At 62.7% G+C, this 14,126-nt stretch carries 13 protein-coding genes and 1 pseudogene; 7 read left to right on the top strand and 7 right to left on the bottom strand.

The window, feature by feature from the left end; all coding sequences use genetic code 11:
• The first annotated feature begins 1,148 nt into the window (after window positions 1-1,148).
• The gene (locus BM372_RS17740) at window positions 1,149-1,409 is read left to right on the top strand and encodes a hypothetical protein (RefSeq protein WP_090956768.1); all 261 of its coding nucleotides are present in this window, start codon (window positions 1,149-1,151) and stop codon (window positions 1,407-1,409) included.
• A 25-nt stretch (window positions 1,410-1,434) separates the two neighbouring features.
• Here the strand turns inward: BM372_RS17740 and BM372_RS20770 are convergent, their stop codons facing one another.
• Together BM372_RS20770 and BM372_RS17730 are read right to left on the bottom strand one after the other, a co-directional pair.
• Window positions 1,435-1,593 carry a hypothetical protein gene (locus tag BM372_RS20770; RefSeq protein ID WP_177236061.1) on the bottom strand — a complete coding sequence of 53 codons (159 nt, stop codon included), beginning with the start codon at window positions 1,591-1,593 and terminating at the stop codon, window positions 1,435-1,437.
• Between the two features lie 366 nt (window positions 1,594-1,959).
• On the bottom strand, window positions 1,960-3,303 hold the full coding sequence (locus BM372_RS17730) for a ParB/RepB/Spo0J family partition protein (protein ID WP_090956766.1): 1,344 nt from the start codon (window positions 3,301-3,303) through the stop codon (window positions 1,960-1,962).
• An 855-nt stretch (window positions 3,304-4,158) separates the two neighbouring features.
• Here BM372_RS17730 and BM372_RS17720 point away from each other — a divergent pair.
• A complete protein-coding gene (locus tag BM372_RS17720; protein ID WP_143111505.1) occupies window positions 4,159-4,818 on the top strand; it encodes a hypothetical protein in 660 nt (219 codons plus the stop codon).
• 173 nt (window positions 4,819-4,991) lie between these two features.
• On the opposite strand, the gene BM372_RS20765 is transcribed toward BM372_RS17720, so the two are convergent.
• From BM372_RS20765 to dprA, 3 genes are all read right to left on the bottom strand, one after another.
• Window positions 4,992-5,141 carry a hypothetical protein gene (locus tag BM372_RS20765; RefSeq protein WP_177236060.1) on the bottom strand — a complete coding sequence of 50 codons (150 nt, stop codon included), beginning with the start codon at window positions 5,139-5,141 and terminating at the stop codon, window positions 4,992-4,994.
• Between the two features lie 180 nt (window positions 5,142-5,321).
• The gene (locus tag BM372_RS17715; RefSeq protein WP_090956764.1) at window positions 5,322-6,347 is read right to left on the bottom strand and encodes a DUF4192 domain-containing protein; all 1,026 of its coding nucleotides are present in this window, start codon (window positions 6,345-6,347) and stop codon (window positions 5,322-5,324) included.
• A gap of 580 nt (window positions 6,348-6,927) precedes the next feature.
• On the bottom strand, window positions 6,928-7,842 hold the full coding sequence (dprA, locus tag BM372_RS17710) for a DNA-processing protein DprA (protein ID WP_090956763.1): 915 nt from the start codon (window positions 7,840-7,842) through the stop codon (window positions 6,928-6,930).
• A gap of 343 nt (window positions 7,843-8,185) precedes the next feature.
• On the opposite strand from dprA, the gene BM372_RS17705 reads away from it, so the two are divergent.
• The 3 genes from BM372_RS17705 to BM372_RS17695 all read left to right on the top strand — a co-directional run bounded on the left by BM372_RS17705 (window position 8,186) and on the right by BM372_RS17695 (window position 10,723).
• Window positions 8,186-9,439 (top strand): Shedu immune nuclease family protein, encoded by a 1,254-nt coding sequence (locus BM372_RS17705; protein ID WP_177236059.1) that lies wholly within the window; start codon window positions 8,186-8,188, stop codon window positions 9,437-9,439.
• Between the two features lie 172 nt (window positions 9,440-9,611).
• The gene (locus BM372_RS17700; protein WP_177236058.1) at window positions 9,612-10,088 is read left to right on the top strand and encodes a DUF4231 domain-containing protein; all 477 of its coding nucleotides are present in this window, start codon (window positions 9,612-9,614) and stop codon (window positions 10,086-10,088) included.
• Window positions 10,085-10,723: a GTP cyclohydrolase II gene (locus tag BM372_RS17695; protein ID WP_090956760.1), complete on the top strand. Its 639-nt coding sequence runs from the start codon at window positions 10,085-10,087 to the stop codon at window positions 10,721-10,723. Before BM372_RS17700 ends, BM372_RS17695 begins: the two co-directional genes overlap by 4 nt.
• A gap of 210 nt (window positions 10,724-10,933) precedes the next feature.
• On the opposite strand, the gene BM372_RS17690 is transcribed toward BM372_RS17695, so the two are convergent.
• Window positions 10,934-12,136 (bottom strand): IS110 family RNA-guided transposase, encoded by a 1,203-nt coding sequence (locus BM372_RS17690; RefSeq protein WP_090956759.1) that lies wholly within the window; start codon window positions 12,134-12,136, stop codon window positions 10,934-10,936.
• Window positions 12,137-12,586: 450 nt separating this feature from the next.
• Window positions 12,587-12,787: a hypothetical protein gene (locus tag BM372_RS17685; protein ID WP_143111503.1), complete on the bottom strand. Its 201-nt coding sequence runs from the start codon at window positions 12,785-12,787 to the stop codon at window positions 12,587-12,589.
• Between the two features lie 43 nt (window positions 12,788-12,830).
• On the opposite strand from BM372_RS17685, the gene BM372_RS17680 reads away from it, so the two are divergent.
• Window positions 12,831-13,436: a helicase associated domain-containing protein gene (locus BM372_RS17680; RefSeq protein WP_256214385.1), complete on the top strand. Its 606-nt coding sequence runs from the start codon at window positions 12,831-12,833 to the stop codon at window positions 13,434-13,436.
• Between the two features lie 401 nt (window positions 13,437-13,837).
• Window positions 13,838-14,126 (top strand): annotated as a pseudogene (locus BM372_RS20890) (hypothetical protein); the annotation flags it as partial.

Here is a 14,126-nt window from a genome sequence, read left to right as displayed (position 1 = left end):
TCCCGCCTTTATGCACCCAGCAGGATGGCCAAATAGCCCCCCGGGGGAATGGCACCACGTCCCTGATCGACCCTGCCTAACAGGCCCGCCGTCTGAGACGGTGGGCCCGGACTTAGGATGGATCGGAGCAGCGCCGCCTGCGGTGGACTGGGGAGGTCATTAGTGCCGGATAAAGCTTGGATAGATTTAGCGCAGTTTGCCGTGAATATTGTCTTGGCCGTTGTCACCATTTCGCTGTTTGTTCAAGGACAGCGAGATCGACGCCGCGTGGATTCAGATCGGCGCAAGGATCAAGCTTCCAGGATCAGTCTTCTGCGCCATGAACTATCGGAGCGAACCCGCCCGGCAGGTGGAGGTTTCGCAGAATCGTGGTCACTACGTTCCACAAATGTCACTGTCCGCAACGATTCTCAACTGCCTATAACCCAGGTTTCGGTAATCACGGCTGGGCGGACCGCCTGGGCAGAACATTCAGATCCCTATCGACCCAGGCAACGGGTCCAACACCAGTATGTCCAGTTTCCTCAGCTGGATTCTCAACCATTTGGGCTGAGCGTTCTTCCTGGGGAGTCTCTTGTCTACGAGGGCGACCCTCTTCCCTCGCAGTATCTACGTCTGCGCTTTACTGACGGTGCCGGCGTGGCATGGGTGAAAGACACTTTTGATGGCAAATTATGGAACGCTTCAGGGCGTCAGCCAACGTGGCGGTCGCGAATAACGCAAGGCATCTTTCTAACGCCGCGGCTCAAGTGGTTGACATGGATCATCCACACCATGCCGCGTAAGCATGCAGACCGCAGATTCAGGGAAACAAAATCAGGGGTCCCCTGGTCGGCGAGGTGGGTTCGCTTTACCTGGGGCTATGTGCCCATGGCAGAACCAGATCCTTGGGACATGCCTTCGGGTGCACCTCCGAATGAATGGACCTACGACTTTTGGATAGACGTCACTCGCAGACAAAATCAGCGCCAGCGCCGCGGACCCTGCGGCATTAAAGTACAAGTCCCCAATCCTTATGCTCGAAAAGCCGCCTCCACAGTTCTCGGCGACGACGCCTCTAACCAGTCGGCACCCGGTTTCCTCACGAGGAACTCCTCTAGCATGGAGAGACCTAAGGCCAAGAGGGCTTAGCAAGACTAGGAGGTTTTGTGGACGTGCAATGGAATGACGATGCCGGTTCAGTCATGGCGGCCATGGTCGCCCGCATTCAAGCGGTCCTAGTCGACGTTTCGAGGGACTACTCCGGCAAACCCGTTGATGAGGTGAAGGCTGCTCTCCAAGAACGTTGGGCCTCTGCAAACGAGGGAGCATCCATCACGGATCCAGAACTGACAGGGGCAGCAACTGCGATCAGCAACGGAAAGCGCGTTTGGATGGAGGACAACGGCACCATTATGGCCGAAGACTGACGTCCGACACGCGATTCTGAATGGGCTAGCTCTGGGCGACCACAGAACGAAGAGCTGCCGTCACTTTTAGGAGTGAGTCGAGCGCAGCGATAGTGGCTGGATCGGCAGAATCAGATGCTCGCGCTTCCTCAATCGCAGTTCTCGCTTCATCGATAGCTATTTGGACGTTCAGGGTGATTGCCATGCTGCTACTTTATACAGCGCTGGAGCGCATCAGGACCTCGCCCCCGGCATCACCAAAGCAAGAAGGGCTGACACCTCATAGGTGTCAGCCCTTCTTAATTCCCTCTGCATTAGGAAATCTGTGGTTCAGCTTAGCTGAACGGTTTGTGCTGCTGCCGCGGGACGGGTACCTCGTTATTCTTGGTCCCGCAGGTGGTAGTGCGCCGGACGCGTTGTCGCGGTTAATGGCGGTCCGTCGCTGGTAAGTGGCTGCTGTGGTTCGCCCCGAGCGGCGGACCGCCCGACGTGCGGGAGGTTCCTGGCCCTTGCTGGGGTGAGTGGCCGGGCGGCTGCATTGGGGGATTCAGCCGCCCGGTTCCCCGTCACATTACTCGGTGTCGGCGGTGTGCTTGTCGATGATGATCTGCTCAACGGCGCTTGCCGTGTAGCCCCAAACGATGAGCTGGTTCAGGTAGTGGAAGTGCCGCTTCTCGGCGGACCGCCAGGAGTCTTTTTGGATGGTTTTCTCGTATCCTGCGCAGATCAGGGCGATGAGGGAGAACTCGGGCCGGGCGGTGGTCTTGGCGGTGTAGTCCCGCAACGGGTTCCAGCCCCACCGATCGGTGTCCTCCCCGGTCCTGGCTCCGATCATCTCGGTGGCGACCTTGCCGTCGTAGCCGCTGGCGGTTTCGGGGTCGTGGGTGATGGCGTGGACGGTGAAGTACTGCCAGCCCTTCGGCCCGGTCTTCCGGGAGAGCAGGGTCTTCACAAATTCGCGCCTGACCTTGGTGGCGCTTTCCATCTCGCGGTTATTGGCTATCAGGGTCTTCCGCTCGGCTTTCTGTTCCTCGGTCATCGACCCTTTCTGGGCCTGCGTGCCGCCGTCGTAGCGTTCGTACTTCGGGGTGAAGCCCAGGTCCTCCCAGCCGGTGATGACGGGCTTGGCGTTGTGCTGGCCCCGGTAGTCGGTGCTGATCAGGTAGGCGTTGGCGTCCTCGTCGGTGGCCGGTTCCCCGTCGGCCCGCTTCGCGGCCGAGACATACAGGTTCTCATCGTTTGAGTAGTGTCCGGCGTCCTCCACCACGGTCTTGCCCTGGGCTTCCAGTTCTTCGATCAGCGTCACGAGGGCTGCGGCGCGGTCACGGCGGTCCCGGAGCATCTGCGCGACGTGCAGGAGCTGATCGGGTTCGTCCGCGATCACGGACTCCAGTTCCTCGGTCGCGTCCTGGTCCCCTTCAAACTCGGCCATGATGAGCGCTTCATCAATCGTGTATCCCTTGCCCAGGGCGACGGCTCCGGCGTTCGAGGACTTGGCCTTCAACGCGCCCTCAACCGTGGTTTTCGTCCGGCCGGTCTTCTTGGCGATCGCGGCGGCTGACACGCCGATCAGGGACAGCTGGTGGTAGGCGTCGGCCTCGTCCGCTTCGGTCAGTTCGGCGCGCTGGATGTTCTCCACGACCTGCGTCACGATCCGCTCGGCTTCCTCGGGGGACTCGATGATCATCACCGGGATGCTGGCGCGTCCGGCTTCAACGGCGGCGCGGGTGCGGCGCTGGCCCATCAGGACATGCACCACGCCATCGTCCTTGCGGTGGGCGATCACGGGTTCCATCACGCCGTGCTCCTTGATGCTGGCAATGAAATCGGGGGTCAGGGCGGCGTCTTTGCGGACGTTGATGTCCACGGTCAGGGTGGCCGGGTCGAGCATTTCGAGGATGGGTGTGGTGTTCATGGTGTTGCTCCTTTTGCAGAGGATTCCGGTGGGCGGGGGCGGCTCAGGTGACCGGCCAGCTTCCCCTCTCCCCCGTTGTTTTTTGGTTGCTGGCAAGCTTGCTTGCTCGGCGGCCGACGGAGCCCTGTCTACCCGCAGGGCAAGGGGAGGAAATTCGTGGAGGGAATCAGCGACGCAGGAGCGCCGGAGGGACATTTCCTGCACCGCAGGCCCCGGTGGAGCTTGCGGAACCGGGGCTAGACGGGGTGGAGCGGACGCCTAGAATCCGGAGGAATCTCAATGATGTTGTCAACGGACTCCTGCGGGTCCGGTTAGGGGGCGGCCCTCTCTCGGTCGGTGCTCTCGAGTGGGGCTCGCGGGACGTCTTTTCGCGCATGGTTGTGTTCCTTCCAGATGGGCGGGGGCGGCTTAGGTGACCGGCCAGCTCCCCTTCGCCCCCGTTGTTTTTTGGCTGCTGGCGGAGCATCGCGTAGCTGTGCCCGACGGAGCCGGGGCAACCCGAAGGGCAAGCAGCGGATGGATTGTGGGAGGAAATAAGCGCAGCGCCGACACAAGTCATCGGCTGTGCAGCCGTCCGCAGGACGGTTGAGCCGGTGGAGCGGGCACGTACGATCCGCAGGACAGCAGCAAAAGAACAAAAAACGCTTCTACAGCCCGAGCGAAGCGAGGCCCTTTTGATAGCGCTTTAGGGCGCGTCGCCTACGTTCGCGTCTTGAGCCGAGGCCGTAGAATCGGCTAGCAACTGGGCGAATTGGTACCCCGGCTGTCAGGAATGGTGCCGGGCATGGAGCATGCAGCGGCCTTTTTCGACATCCCGATTTTGAGCTCCCAAAGATGAGGCACGAGGCTTCCGTTATGACAGCTGATACACGAAACCCTGAGCAGGTCGAGTACACCTATATCGAGCGTCCGCACTACGGCTGGGGCCACAATGACACTCTGTACCCCGCAATTGGGAAGGTGGCTGTGCACAGCGGCCTATTCGACGAGTTATTGCGAGAGATCCTAGCGGAGGTTGTCGGGGACGACGTTTGGTATATGTTTCAAGGGCAGTCGACTGACTGGCTGGTGAAGATGTGCCGCGATTCTATGGAGTGGCACAACGTCAACTACTCGCGGTGGAGTAAGGAGCAACAAGAGAAATTCCTCCGCGCCTTCATACCAGCACAACGCCTGCGGGACTTGCGAAACTATGTCGTCCATGGCATTTGGAGTACGTGGGCGGTAGGTGAACCCGATGAAAACCCTGCACAAGGTAGGCCTTGGGGTGGTCCAGATAACGTTCCCGGAGTTTTGGTTTGTGCCCGCAGCCGTCAACGCAATGCGTCATCGGAAATGTTGTTCACCGTTGAAGACGTGGAGAGGTTGGCGCTCGAGTTCCAAATGATGACGCGAGAGGTAGCCGAAGCCTTTTATGAGATGGAACGACGCCACAATTCACACCTTCTCTTGCCGCGGTGGATCGAGCGTGAGGAGAACACTCACGAATTCCTGCGGCGTCGATATGAGCAATAGATGACCGCTTCAACGGGGGACAACTAAGTCCGCCCGCTGCTACGTCTGCCGACTACAGCCCGAGCGCAGCGAGGTCCTTTCTTGAAGGGCTGAGGCCGGCCCTGTTTGGGGGCCGGCCTCAGTTTTTCCCTCAGCAAAAGGAAACTTGTGGGGCAGCGTCGTCGCTGCGGAAGTTACTGGTCCAGCGGGGATTTTTCCCAGGAAATATCGACGGCGGAGGGGCCCTGGGCCATGGTCAGCATGGATAGCTCGAGGATGTCCTGGGCGTGAGTGGCGCCGGTGGGTGCGGCGTCGTCGTCCGTGAGAATGAAGTCATGGCTCATGATGCTGCTCCCTGGCGTCAGTGGGGTCCGTTGCCTTCTCACTGTAGCCCGGCGGCAGGCCGTTGCCCTTTTGTGGTGCTGCGCCCGCGTCCGCGTTGATCGGCGGCCGGAGGAGCGCCAGCGGGGGAGGCCGCCACCGCGCGGGGGCCGGAACCGTTGCCGGTCCGGCCCCCTATGTTCCTAGCGGTTCCTCTTGTAGGCGGTGTTCGCGTCTTGCGCGACGGGGGCGATGGTTCCCCGGTTGACGAGCTGTTCCATCAGTTCAGCGAGCCGGTAGCCGGGTGAGTCCGCGATTGCGAGGGCGAAATGGTCTCCGGCCACGGAGGACTGGCCTTTGAGGTACGCCAGCCAGCCGATCAGGGTCAGCAGGGGTGCACGGTAGCCTTCCGGTGCCGCGTCGATCATGAGCCGCGCCGCATCCTGTGCTCGGTCGACCCGGTTCCAGTCCGGCGTGATTCCCTGCCCGATCAGCAGGTCCCCGCTTCCCTCCGCGTCGGGCCGTTCCGGGTCGATGACGTTGCAGAACATCACGTCGCGCAGGTCCGGACGCTGTAGGCATGCCAGCAACTCCACCGCGGTTGCCGGGTCCGTCCAGCCGTCCCGGGTCAGGGCATCGGCCCACAGTGTCCGGCCGGTGTGCAGCTCTCCGGCGAATACTCCGGGCAGGGCCTCGCGGATCTGCTCGGCCGTGTCCGTGGAACCGGTAAACGGCGCGTAGGTGGTGCCGGGTTCCTTTTGGTAGCTGCTCCCCCGGAAGATTAGTTCTGCGTTGAGTTGTCCGTCGGTGATTGATTCCAGCGGTTCGGGCGGGCAGCACCCGGCGTCGCTGTCGCACAGCAGGTTCTGCCAGTGCTCGGAGGTGACAAGCCACGCATCTTTCAGTGGGGATCCTGCGGTCTCCAGTTCCTGAATCACGGCCTCGACGTGGTCGTGGAACGGGCGGGGCGCCGCGGCGGCCGGGGCGTCGTCCGTGTAGATGGCCAGCAGGACCGCGGTGGCCTGCTCGTCTACAGCGAGGTAGTTCACCATGGACCGTGCGAAACCGACGGGATCGCCGAACAGGGGTGCGTCGACGCGCAGGGTGGCGCCGATCGTGTTCTGGCGCAGGGTCAGGAACACGAAGGACTCCCGGGGAGCGAACCCGAGCGTGTGCGGGATGAAACCGAGAATGTCGGCGGGAGAGGAAATGCGGATTGCGTCGTTCATGGTTGAAAGTCCTTTGCTGAGGATTCCGGTGGGTGGGGCGGCTCAGGTGACCGGCCAGCTCCCCTTCTCCCCCCGTTGTTTTTTGGCTGCTGGCGAAGCTTGCGAGCTGTGGCCGACGGAGGCCTGTCTACCGCAGGCAAGGACCGTGGAATCTGCGGAGGAAAGCAGCGACGCAGGAGCGCCGGAGCCGATTCTGCGGGCCGCAGGCCCCGACGAAGGAGGGGCTAGACGGGCCGGAGCGGACACGTACAATCCGTCAGGACAGCAGCCAAAAGACGTCGTAGACACACAGGTCCGGGTACGGCGGAGCTCTGCGACGTCGGGGCCGGGCCCAATAGCCGGCCGCGCCAGCGGACGCCCGCTATCGGTGCGAGCCCTGCGAGCATGCATTTCACCTGCTCCCCACCGGCCGCCCGGGTAGTCCGCGCCCAGGGCTTGCCGCAAGCCCTGGGTGAGCCGAACGGGTCCCTTCGCGCCGAACGGCGGTCCTCCGCCGGCAACCACCCGACAAAACCAGCCCCGGGCGGCGGACCGCCAGCGGTGACCGGCCTCCAGAAGAGACCGGCCACCCCTCCCGGGTTTAGCTGGCGAGCAGTTCGGTGAGTTCGGCCGCGTCGGTCACCAGTACCGCGCCGCCTTCTTTCAGGAGCCGGTGGCATCCGGCCGAGTTGGCGCTGTGGACGCTGCCCGGAACGGCGGCGACGTGCCGGGCGATGGTTTCGGCGTGGCGCGCAGTGTTCAGTGCACCGGAACGCCAGCGGGCTTCCACCACGCAGGTGACCCCTGCGAGGGCGGCGATGATGCGGTTCCTTTGCAGGAACCTGTGCCGGGTGGGGGCGCTTCCGGGCGGCAGTTCGGAGATTGTCAGGCCGTTGGCACGGATCGCGGCCGCGAGGTCCGCGTTCCCGGACGGGTAGTCCCGGTCAAGGCCTCCGGCCAGCACTGCAATGGTCGCGGGTCCGTGGCCTTGGCTTCCGGCAAGCGCGGCGCGGTGGGCATGCGCGTCGATGCCGTAGGCAAGGCCTGAGATGACGCAGATTCCGCGCTGCGCCAGCCCGTATGCGATCTGTCCGGTGACGGAAGCGCCGTAGCTGGTGCTGTCACGTGAGCCGGTCACCGCGGCACACCGGGACGGCGCCGGGATCCCGGCCCCGAGGTTGCCCCGGTACCAGAGGCCCCACGGGGCGTCGGGAAGGTCATCAAGACCTACGGGCCAGTGCTCGTCGCCGGGGACAAGGAAACCGCCGCCCAGGGGTTCAATGGCGGCAAAGTCCTTCTCCGGAGCCAGGTCGTGGATGCGCGGTGCCCAGCGGCTCAGGGCGTCGGCCAGCTCCTCGGCCGTGACGTCCCAGAACGGCCGGGCCGGGCGGGCGCCGATGGCAATCCTCAGCGCTGCGTGCGCGCCGTGTCTGGCCACCAACGCCCGGCCCACGATGTCGCCGGGTTCGAACAGGCGGGTCAAGGCGGCGCGTGCAGTGCGGTCTTCGGTGTTCATGGCTTCTTGTGTCCTTTGCTGAGGATTCGGTGGGCGGGGGCGGCTCAGGTGACCAGCCAGCTCCCCTTCGCCCCCGTTGTTTTTTGGCTGCTGGCGGAGCATCGCGTAGCTGTGCCCGACGGAGCCGGGGCAACCCGAAGGGCAAGCAGCGGATGGATTGTGGGAGGAAATAAGCGCAGCGCCGACACAAGTCATCGGCTGTGCAGCCGTCCGCAGGACGGTTGAGCCGGTGGAGCGGGCACGTACGATCCGCAGGACAGCAGCAAAAAACAGAAAAAGCATTTCCTGCCCGAGCGCAGCGAGGACCGAGTACGTTGTGTGGCGCGCCATGCAGAATGGTCCAGTGAGCAATGATGAGTGGGATTTCGCGGGAGATGGATTTGCGCAGTTACCGACGCCTGAAACTGAGGCTGACTTCGCAACGTTGAGAACGCTTGGGCGAACCATTGTGGGCAGGTCTTTCCCTCTACAATTTGGACGTTCGAACGACGTTGGACAGCCCGCTCGGACGGTCTGGCAAGTCATTGCCGAAAATGCAGACCGACAGACCAATTGCGCCGATGAGGGGGAAGAAGTGGAGATCCACGAAAGTCCCGGCGGTCGCGTCCAAGTGAAGGCTCGGGTTGTTCGCGACCAGGGACGAGTTGTCGAAATTCGGTTTGAGAAGGTGACTGGCCGAGCCAACCAAGATGCACAGCTCACCCGACTTCTGAATCTCGACCAAGAGGCGTCGAAGCGGCTGATCGATTTATGCGTAGCTTTACGTGGCATCGACCCTAATGGAGACGAAACGATCCGTATTGATGAGGCAGCACTGGCAACCGCACTCTCGGATCCCCGAACACTATCCGCCGCGTACCAACTCGACCCGGACCAATTCAAAGCGATTATCGAAGGGGATGTATCGGCTACAGATGTCGTCGCTATTGCTGCGCGTCGCACGACTCTTGAGCGATTCGAAGAGTTGCTCAGCGATCCTCAAGCCTTCGAGGACGCGCGAGCAGGCGGAACGAAGGAAGCTGTCTGGCAACGATTCTTTGAAACTAATCCCTGGCTCCTAGGCGTTGGCCTGTCAGGTCACCTATTCACTGCCTGGGATAAGGGGCGCCTCGAGCGCGTAGTAGCAGGCCACAGCGTCAGCGATGTTGGCAAACGTGTAGATGCTCTTCTCACTACGACCGGCATTGTTCGGTCGCTTGTATTCGCTGAGATCAAGCTCCACGACGACGATCTCCTTGAAGGCAACCCATATAGACCTGGCACGTGGGCGCCATCCAGGGCCGTTGTTGGCGGAGTTGCACAATCCCTCGTCACTGTCCAAAGGGCCCGCGACGATATCGGTTCATGGCTCTCTGTGCGGGATGGTGATGACTTCGAGACCGGGGAAAAAGTCTTCTCTGGCTCGCCACGCTCCTATCTGATCATCGGAAAATTGGAGAGCCTAACCAGGGACGGGCAGGTTCATACCGAGAAGGTCCGATCTTTCGAGCTGCACCGAAACAACATCAACATGCCCGAGATCATTACCTATGACGAAGTACTCGCTCGAGCAAGATGGGTCCTTGATCTCTCCACCCAATCGACAGCTCACAGATAGAGGCCCGGAACAAACGTCAGGTCGCCAACGTCGTACAGGCGATCCAGGGTGCGCAGCGGGATAGCGTATTGCGCAGTCGAATACGCTCCATCCTCGCGGGGTTTGAATCCGGTGGCGCCTCCGCCAAGAGCAGTTACCGTGGGCGCAGGGGAATACTGGCAGTATTGGTCGAGTGACAACTGACCATGAATCAAAACTCCACGAGGACGCTGCCGCCGAGTGCCATGCGGTCGCAAAATCGATCGGTGAGAAGGCAGATAAGAATAAGCGCAGAGCTCGCTTACTTACTCTTGGCATGACGCTAAGCACCGCGTTCGTTCCCGTGCTCATCTTCGCCTCCGGAGACATCTTTTGGCTGGGAAAAATCGTTCCGAGCGTCCTTGCGGCGGGCTCCGCGGCCCTGGTTGCACTAAACCAGTTCGACCGCCCGCACCAACGCTGGGTCCTGTATCGGAGGTATGAACGCCTCGTGCAGGCCGAAGGCAAGCGATACCGCTTCAGAGTCGCCCCATACGACGGTGACGATCGAGATACCCAACTGGGAAGGACGATCGCTCAACTCGAGATTGATCTTCAGTCGGAATGGGAGGGCCTTATCCCCAGCCGAAATGAGCTCGCCTCAGCCGCTTCGTCGATCGGACGCCAATGATGGCGCCACAGTTTGAACACGCTTCATGTGCTTTCAAGAGTCACTACGGGCTTGCCACGCTCCACGTGTATGCGTTCGGCCCGCATGAGGAGGACAACATCCTCTGCATCGAGGTTCCCAGGTCCTCCGGCCGCGCGGTGAACGATGGATCAACCATTGTTCGCGTTCAGAGCGCTTGCTACACCGCCGAAATCTTCCGAAGCACAGACTGCGACTGTCATGAACAACTTCACGCCAGTCTGAATAAGGTCTTCCGCGATGGCGGTTTGGTTGTCTACATGATCTGCGATGGTCGGGGAGCAGGGCTCCTCACGAAGATCCGCGGGCTCGCACTCGGCGACAGGCTCGGACTGGATACGCATGACGCGTACTTGCAACTCGGAGTCCCGGTCGACCCTCGGGACTATTATCGCGTCGCTCTTGTGCTCAAGGAGCTCGGAGTGCAACGCGTTCAGCTCCTGACCAACAATCCGCGGAAGGTAGACGGACTCGCGGCCGAGGGATTAGACGTCGATCGTGTTCCGTTGGAGATTCCTCCTACCGAGGACTCGAGGCCATATCTGCACACCAAGCAGCAGAAGATGGGTCACCTGTTCGGATTCGTTGGCCTGAGCGATGCTGACGCCGCGTCGTAGGCACGCGGCCCTTCTAGCGAAGTGGGACACAGCTGTGGGGTCCGTCATCAAGTCCACCCTGCAGGTGATTGTTCCCTCGGGAGGGTCCAGCGAGCAGTCTTGACCGCATACGTTGCCCCACACTCGTCAAAACGGTGAAGTGCACGGCGGAGGATCGCTTTGGAGTCCTCGGAATGTCCGCTTAGCGTTCGCCGGTTGGGACTGCACCAGTCAGGCAGCAAGCCGCGCTGGGACCGGCACTGGGGTATACGTGGTTCCGTCCCTGAGCATGGCCCAGAGGACATTCAGGCGGCGCCGGGCCAAGGAGAGCATCGCCTGGATGTGGGATTTCCCTTCCGAACGTTTGCGGTCGTAATAGCCGCGCGAGGAGGAACAGGACTTCAGGGCGGAGAGCCCGGAGAGGTAGAAGACCCGGAGGAGCCGTCGGTCATAGCGTCTGGGCCTGTGGTGATTGCCGCTGATTCTCCCCGAGTCCCTGGGGGCCGGTGCCAATCCGACGACGCCTGCGAACCGGTCGGCGGACTGGAAGACGGTGAGGTCACCGCCGGTGGCACCAAGGAACTCGGCGGCGAGGACTGGGCCGAACCCCGGCATGCTCAACAACACCTGTGTGTGCTGGTGTTCGGTGACTTTCTCGCTGATCAGCGCGTCGAGTCTGGCGAGTTCCTCATTCAGGGTCAGGATTTCCCGGGCGAGTGCGGCGACGATCCCTTCCCCTATGTGCTGGGCGGGAACGATGGTGTGCTGGGATTTTGCCGCCTCTACGGCGGCTGCGGCAACTGCTGCGGAGGACCGGGCGCCGTGCTTCTTCAGCCAGGCGTGGATCCTGGTTTGGCCGGCGCGGCGGATCCCGTCCGGAGTGCGGTGTTTGGTCAGCAACAACAGTGCGGCTTTGGAACGACTGTAGTCGAACGCCCGTTCCAGCGCAGGGAAGTATTCCAGCAGTTGGGCCTGGAGGCGGTTGATCGCCCTGACCCTGTCCGCGGACTTATCGGCACGCCGGGCGGTCAGGAGCCGCAGCCCTGTGCTGATCTCATCCCCTGCACGTAACGGTTGCAGGTCAGTTCGCATCCGGGCCTGATCGGCAATCACGGCGGCGTCTTTGGCATCTGTCTTGCCGTCGCCCCGGTAGATCTTGGAGGCGTGGTGCACCGTCCGGCCTGGGAGGTAGAGGATGTTCTGGCCGTGACCGATGAGTAGGGCGATCAGCAGCGCCGGTCCGCCATGGTTTAGATCGGTCGCCCACACCACCTCGTGACCCTCTGCGAGCTCGAGCACGCCGGCGAGGAGTTGGAGCAGGGCTGGTTCGTCGTTGGGGACTCGTTGGGAGAGCAGCCGGTTTCCGTCGGCGTCGATCACAACGCAGTGATGATGGGCTTTGCCGGCGTCAATACCGGCCCATAGGTGCACCAAGAACAGCCTCCAGTCTGTTGGATGGGTTAGGGCCCAGCAGATAACCGCGCCGTCGTGTCCTTATCCGGCGATCATGTCGCGTCTCTCAATCAGCGGTCGGGTCATCGCGGGGTGGTGGGCGGCCAATCCTTCGAAGCCGTCACACAAAATGTCCGGCACAGCAACCAAAGCCATACCCTCCTCCCCTGGGTAGCCACGACCCTACAACGGCCGAGGAACTGATCCCGGTAACAACATAAGGACAGCAACCAAAAAAGCGTCGAAGACGTAAGACAGGGCCAGGGCGGGCCGGAGTTCTGCGACGGACAGCACTGGACCCCCAGCAGCCGGCCGCGCCAGCGGACGCCCGATACTGGTTGGAGCGCAGCGTAAATCAGGGCCCTGCCAGGGCGAACGGTCCTGCCGGTTGCAGGTGTTTCTCCCCCGGGCAGACCTCCTTGGGGTTTTCTTTCAAAGGGGCAGCGCTGGGTTTGCGGAGTATTTCAGGAAGCGACCGGCAGCGGCGGGCCGGCGGCGGCGGAGCCGCTGACGGCCGAGCACCTGCTCTGTCGGTCCGTCCGCCGCCGCCCGGGAGCCCGGGCGGGCTTCCACGGGGCTGGCCTCCACGCCGCCCGCCTGGGGCGGCGGCCATGGCAGGATGGGCTCCATCATGGACAGGCGGTTACGGCGCGCTCCTGACGCGGAATGGGTATTGATGTACCGGCTCGGACTGAGCCGGCAACGCATCGCTGAGTTGGTGCGCGCCGAACCCGCTACCGTCGGCTACCACCTGGTCATCGCCCGCCGCCAGGACCCCGGACTCGAGCCCGCCCACCAGGCTGCCACGGTGACCCAGACCGGGCCCTCCCCCGCGGACCTTGCCCGGATGGAAGAGGTCGTCGCCTGGATCATGGTCGAGGGCCGGTTGCCCCGTGACCGCTCGGAGGATAAAGGTGAACGGTCGATGGCCCGGTGGCTGTCCGATCGCCGGCGCGAAGCAGCCGAGGGCACCTTGTCCCCGGCCTACAGGGACGGCCTGACTCGGGTCCTGGAGTGGGACGGGAACCCCAGGGCAGCGGCGGACGAGGCCAGGTGGCATGACCGACTCGCCCAGCTGGCGGACTTCCGCGCCGAAGGCAACGACTGGCCCCGCCACCACCACTACGCCTCGGAACGCGAACACAGCCTTGGGGTGTGGATCCACACCCAGCGGTACAAACACCGCCGCGGCGAGCTCGACGCCCAAAAGCTCAGGCTCCTGGACGGCGCCGCACCCGGCTGGCGGACCGGCAGGACCCGGGGCCGCCCGCTCCGGCCATAGACGCAGGTTCTGCGCCGTGCCGGCGGAGCATCCCCTGAATGTCGGCTGGCCGGTAGACTCTTTGAGGCTCTCCAGTCCCCCCAGCTTGGAGAGCCGGGAGCCTCCACGCTTGAGTCCTTGATTCGCGCGGAGGCTTCCTCATACCCCCGACAAAGACCCGCGGCCGGACATACCATCCGTACAGCGTGCCGCTCTGCGGGTTGTGCCCCTTGGAGGCCAGGTGGAGCCCTCCGCCCAGCTCAAAGCTGGGCGGTTTCTCGCCAACGTCGCAACAGGTCTGCCGTGAACGTATCAGGTGGGGGTGGGGCCCGGCTCTGATCCCACAGGTCTACCTGCGCTTCGACCACGCGACCCAGTCGGCTCGTCGATCTGCTGGCCAGAGCGGCACCAGCAGACATCGCGTGGTCCTCGAGGTCGACGGGAAGCAGCACTACGCGAACGGCGATACCGCGAGCCCAGCCCTCTACAGCGAGATGGTCTCCGAGGACCGACGGCTCAGGCTCGCCGACTACGAGGTCTACCGGTTTGGCGGGGCCGAGTTGATTTTAGGTTACTTTTTGTACCAGGCAGCAAACCGGACGGTTGGGGCGGGCAAGGAATGCATAAGGATGCTCTCAACTTGCCCGCCCCGTGTTACTGATGTTGCTCTGGCCGTCTCAAGCTGTCCGACGACCAGGTGTTACTGGTGTT

It is taken from the genome of Arthrobacter sp. ov118, assembly GCF_900116495.1.
Taxonomy (GTDB): domain Bacteria; phylum Actinomycetota; class Actinomycetes; order Actinomycetales; family Micrococcaceae; genus Arthrobacter.
Note: the sequence above shows the minus strand (reverse complement) of the source record. Positions and strands in the feature narration are given on the sequence as shown.

Coding starts and splice junctions, on each gene's coding strand:
- BM372_RS17730 (WP_090956766.1), bottom strand. CDS start 3,303: ATGAACACCACACCCATCCTCGAAATGCTCGACCCGGCCACCCTGACC.
- BM372_RS17695 (WP_090956760.1), top strand. CDS start 10,085: ATGATGGCGCCACAGTTTGAACACGCTTCATGTGCTTTCAAGAGTCAC.
- dprA (WP_090956763.1), bottom strand. CDS start 7,842: ATGAACACCGAAGACCGCACTGCACGCGCCGCCTTGACCCGCCTGTTC.
- BM372_RS17680 (WP_256214385.1), top strand. CDS start 12,831: ATGTACCGGCTCGGACTGAGCCGGCAACGCATCGCTGAGTTGGTGCGC.
- BM372_RS20770 (WP_177236061.1), bottom strand. CDS start 1,593: ATGGCAATCACCCTGAACGTCCAAATAGCTATCGATGAAGCGAGAACT.
- BM372_RS20765 (WP_177236060.1), bottom strand. CDS start 5,141: ATGAGCCATGACTTCATTCTCACGGACGACGACGCCGCACCCACCGGC.
- BM372_RS17715 (WP_090956764.1), bottom strand. CDS start 6,347: ATGAACGACGCAATCCGCATTTCCTCTCCCGCCGACATTCTCGGTTTC.
- BM372_RS17720 (WP_143111505.1), top strand. CDS start 4,159: ATGACAGCTGATACACGAAACCCTGAGCAGGTCGAGTACACCTATATC.
- BM372_RS17685 (WP_143111503.1), bottom strand. CDS start 12,787: ATGATGGAGCCCATCCTGCCATGGCCGCCGCCCCAGGCGGGCGGCGTG.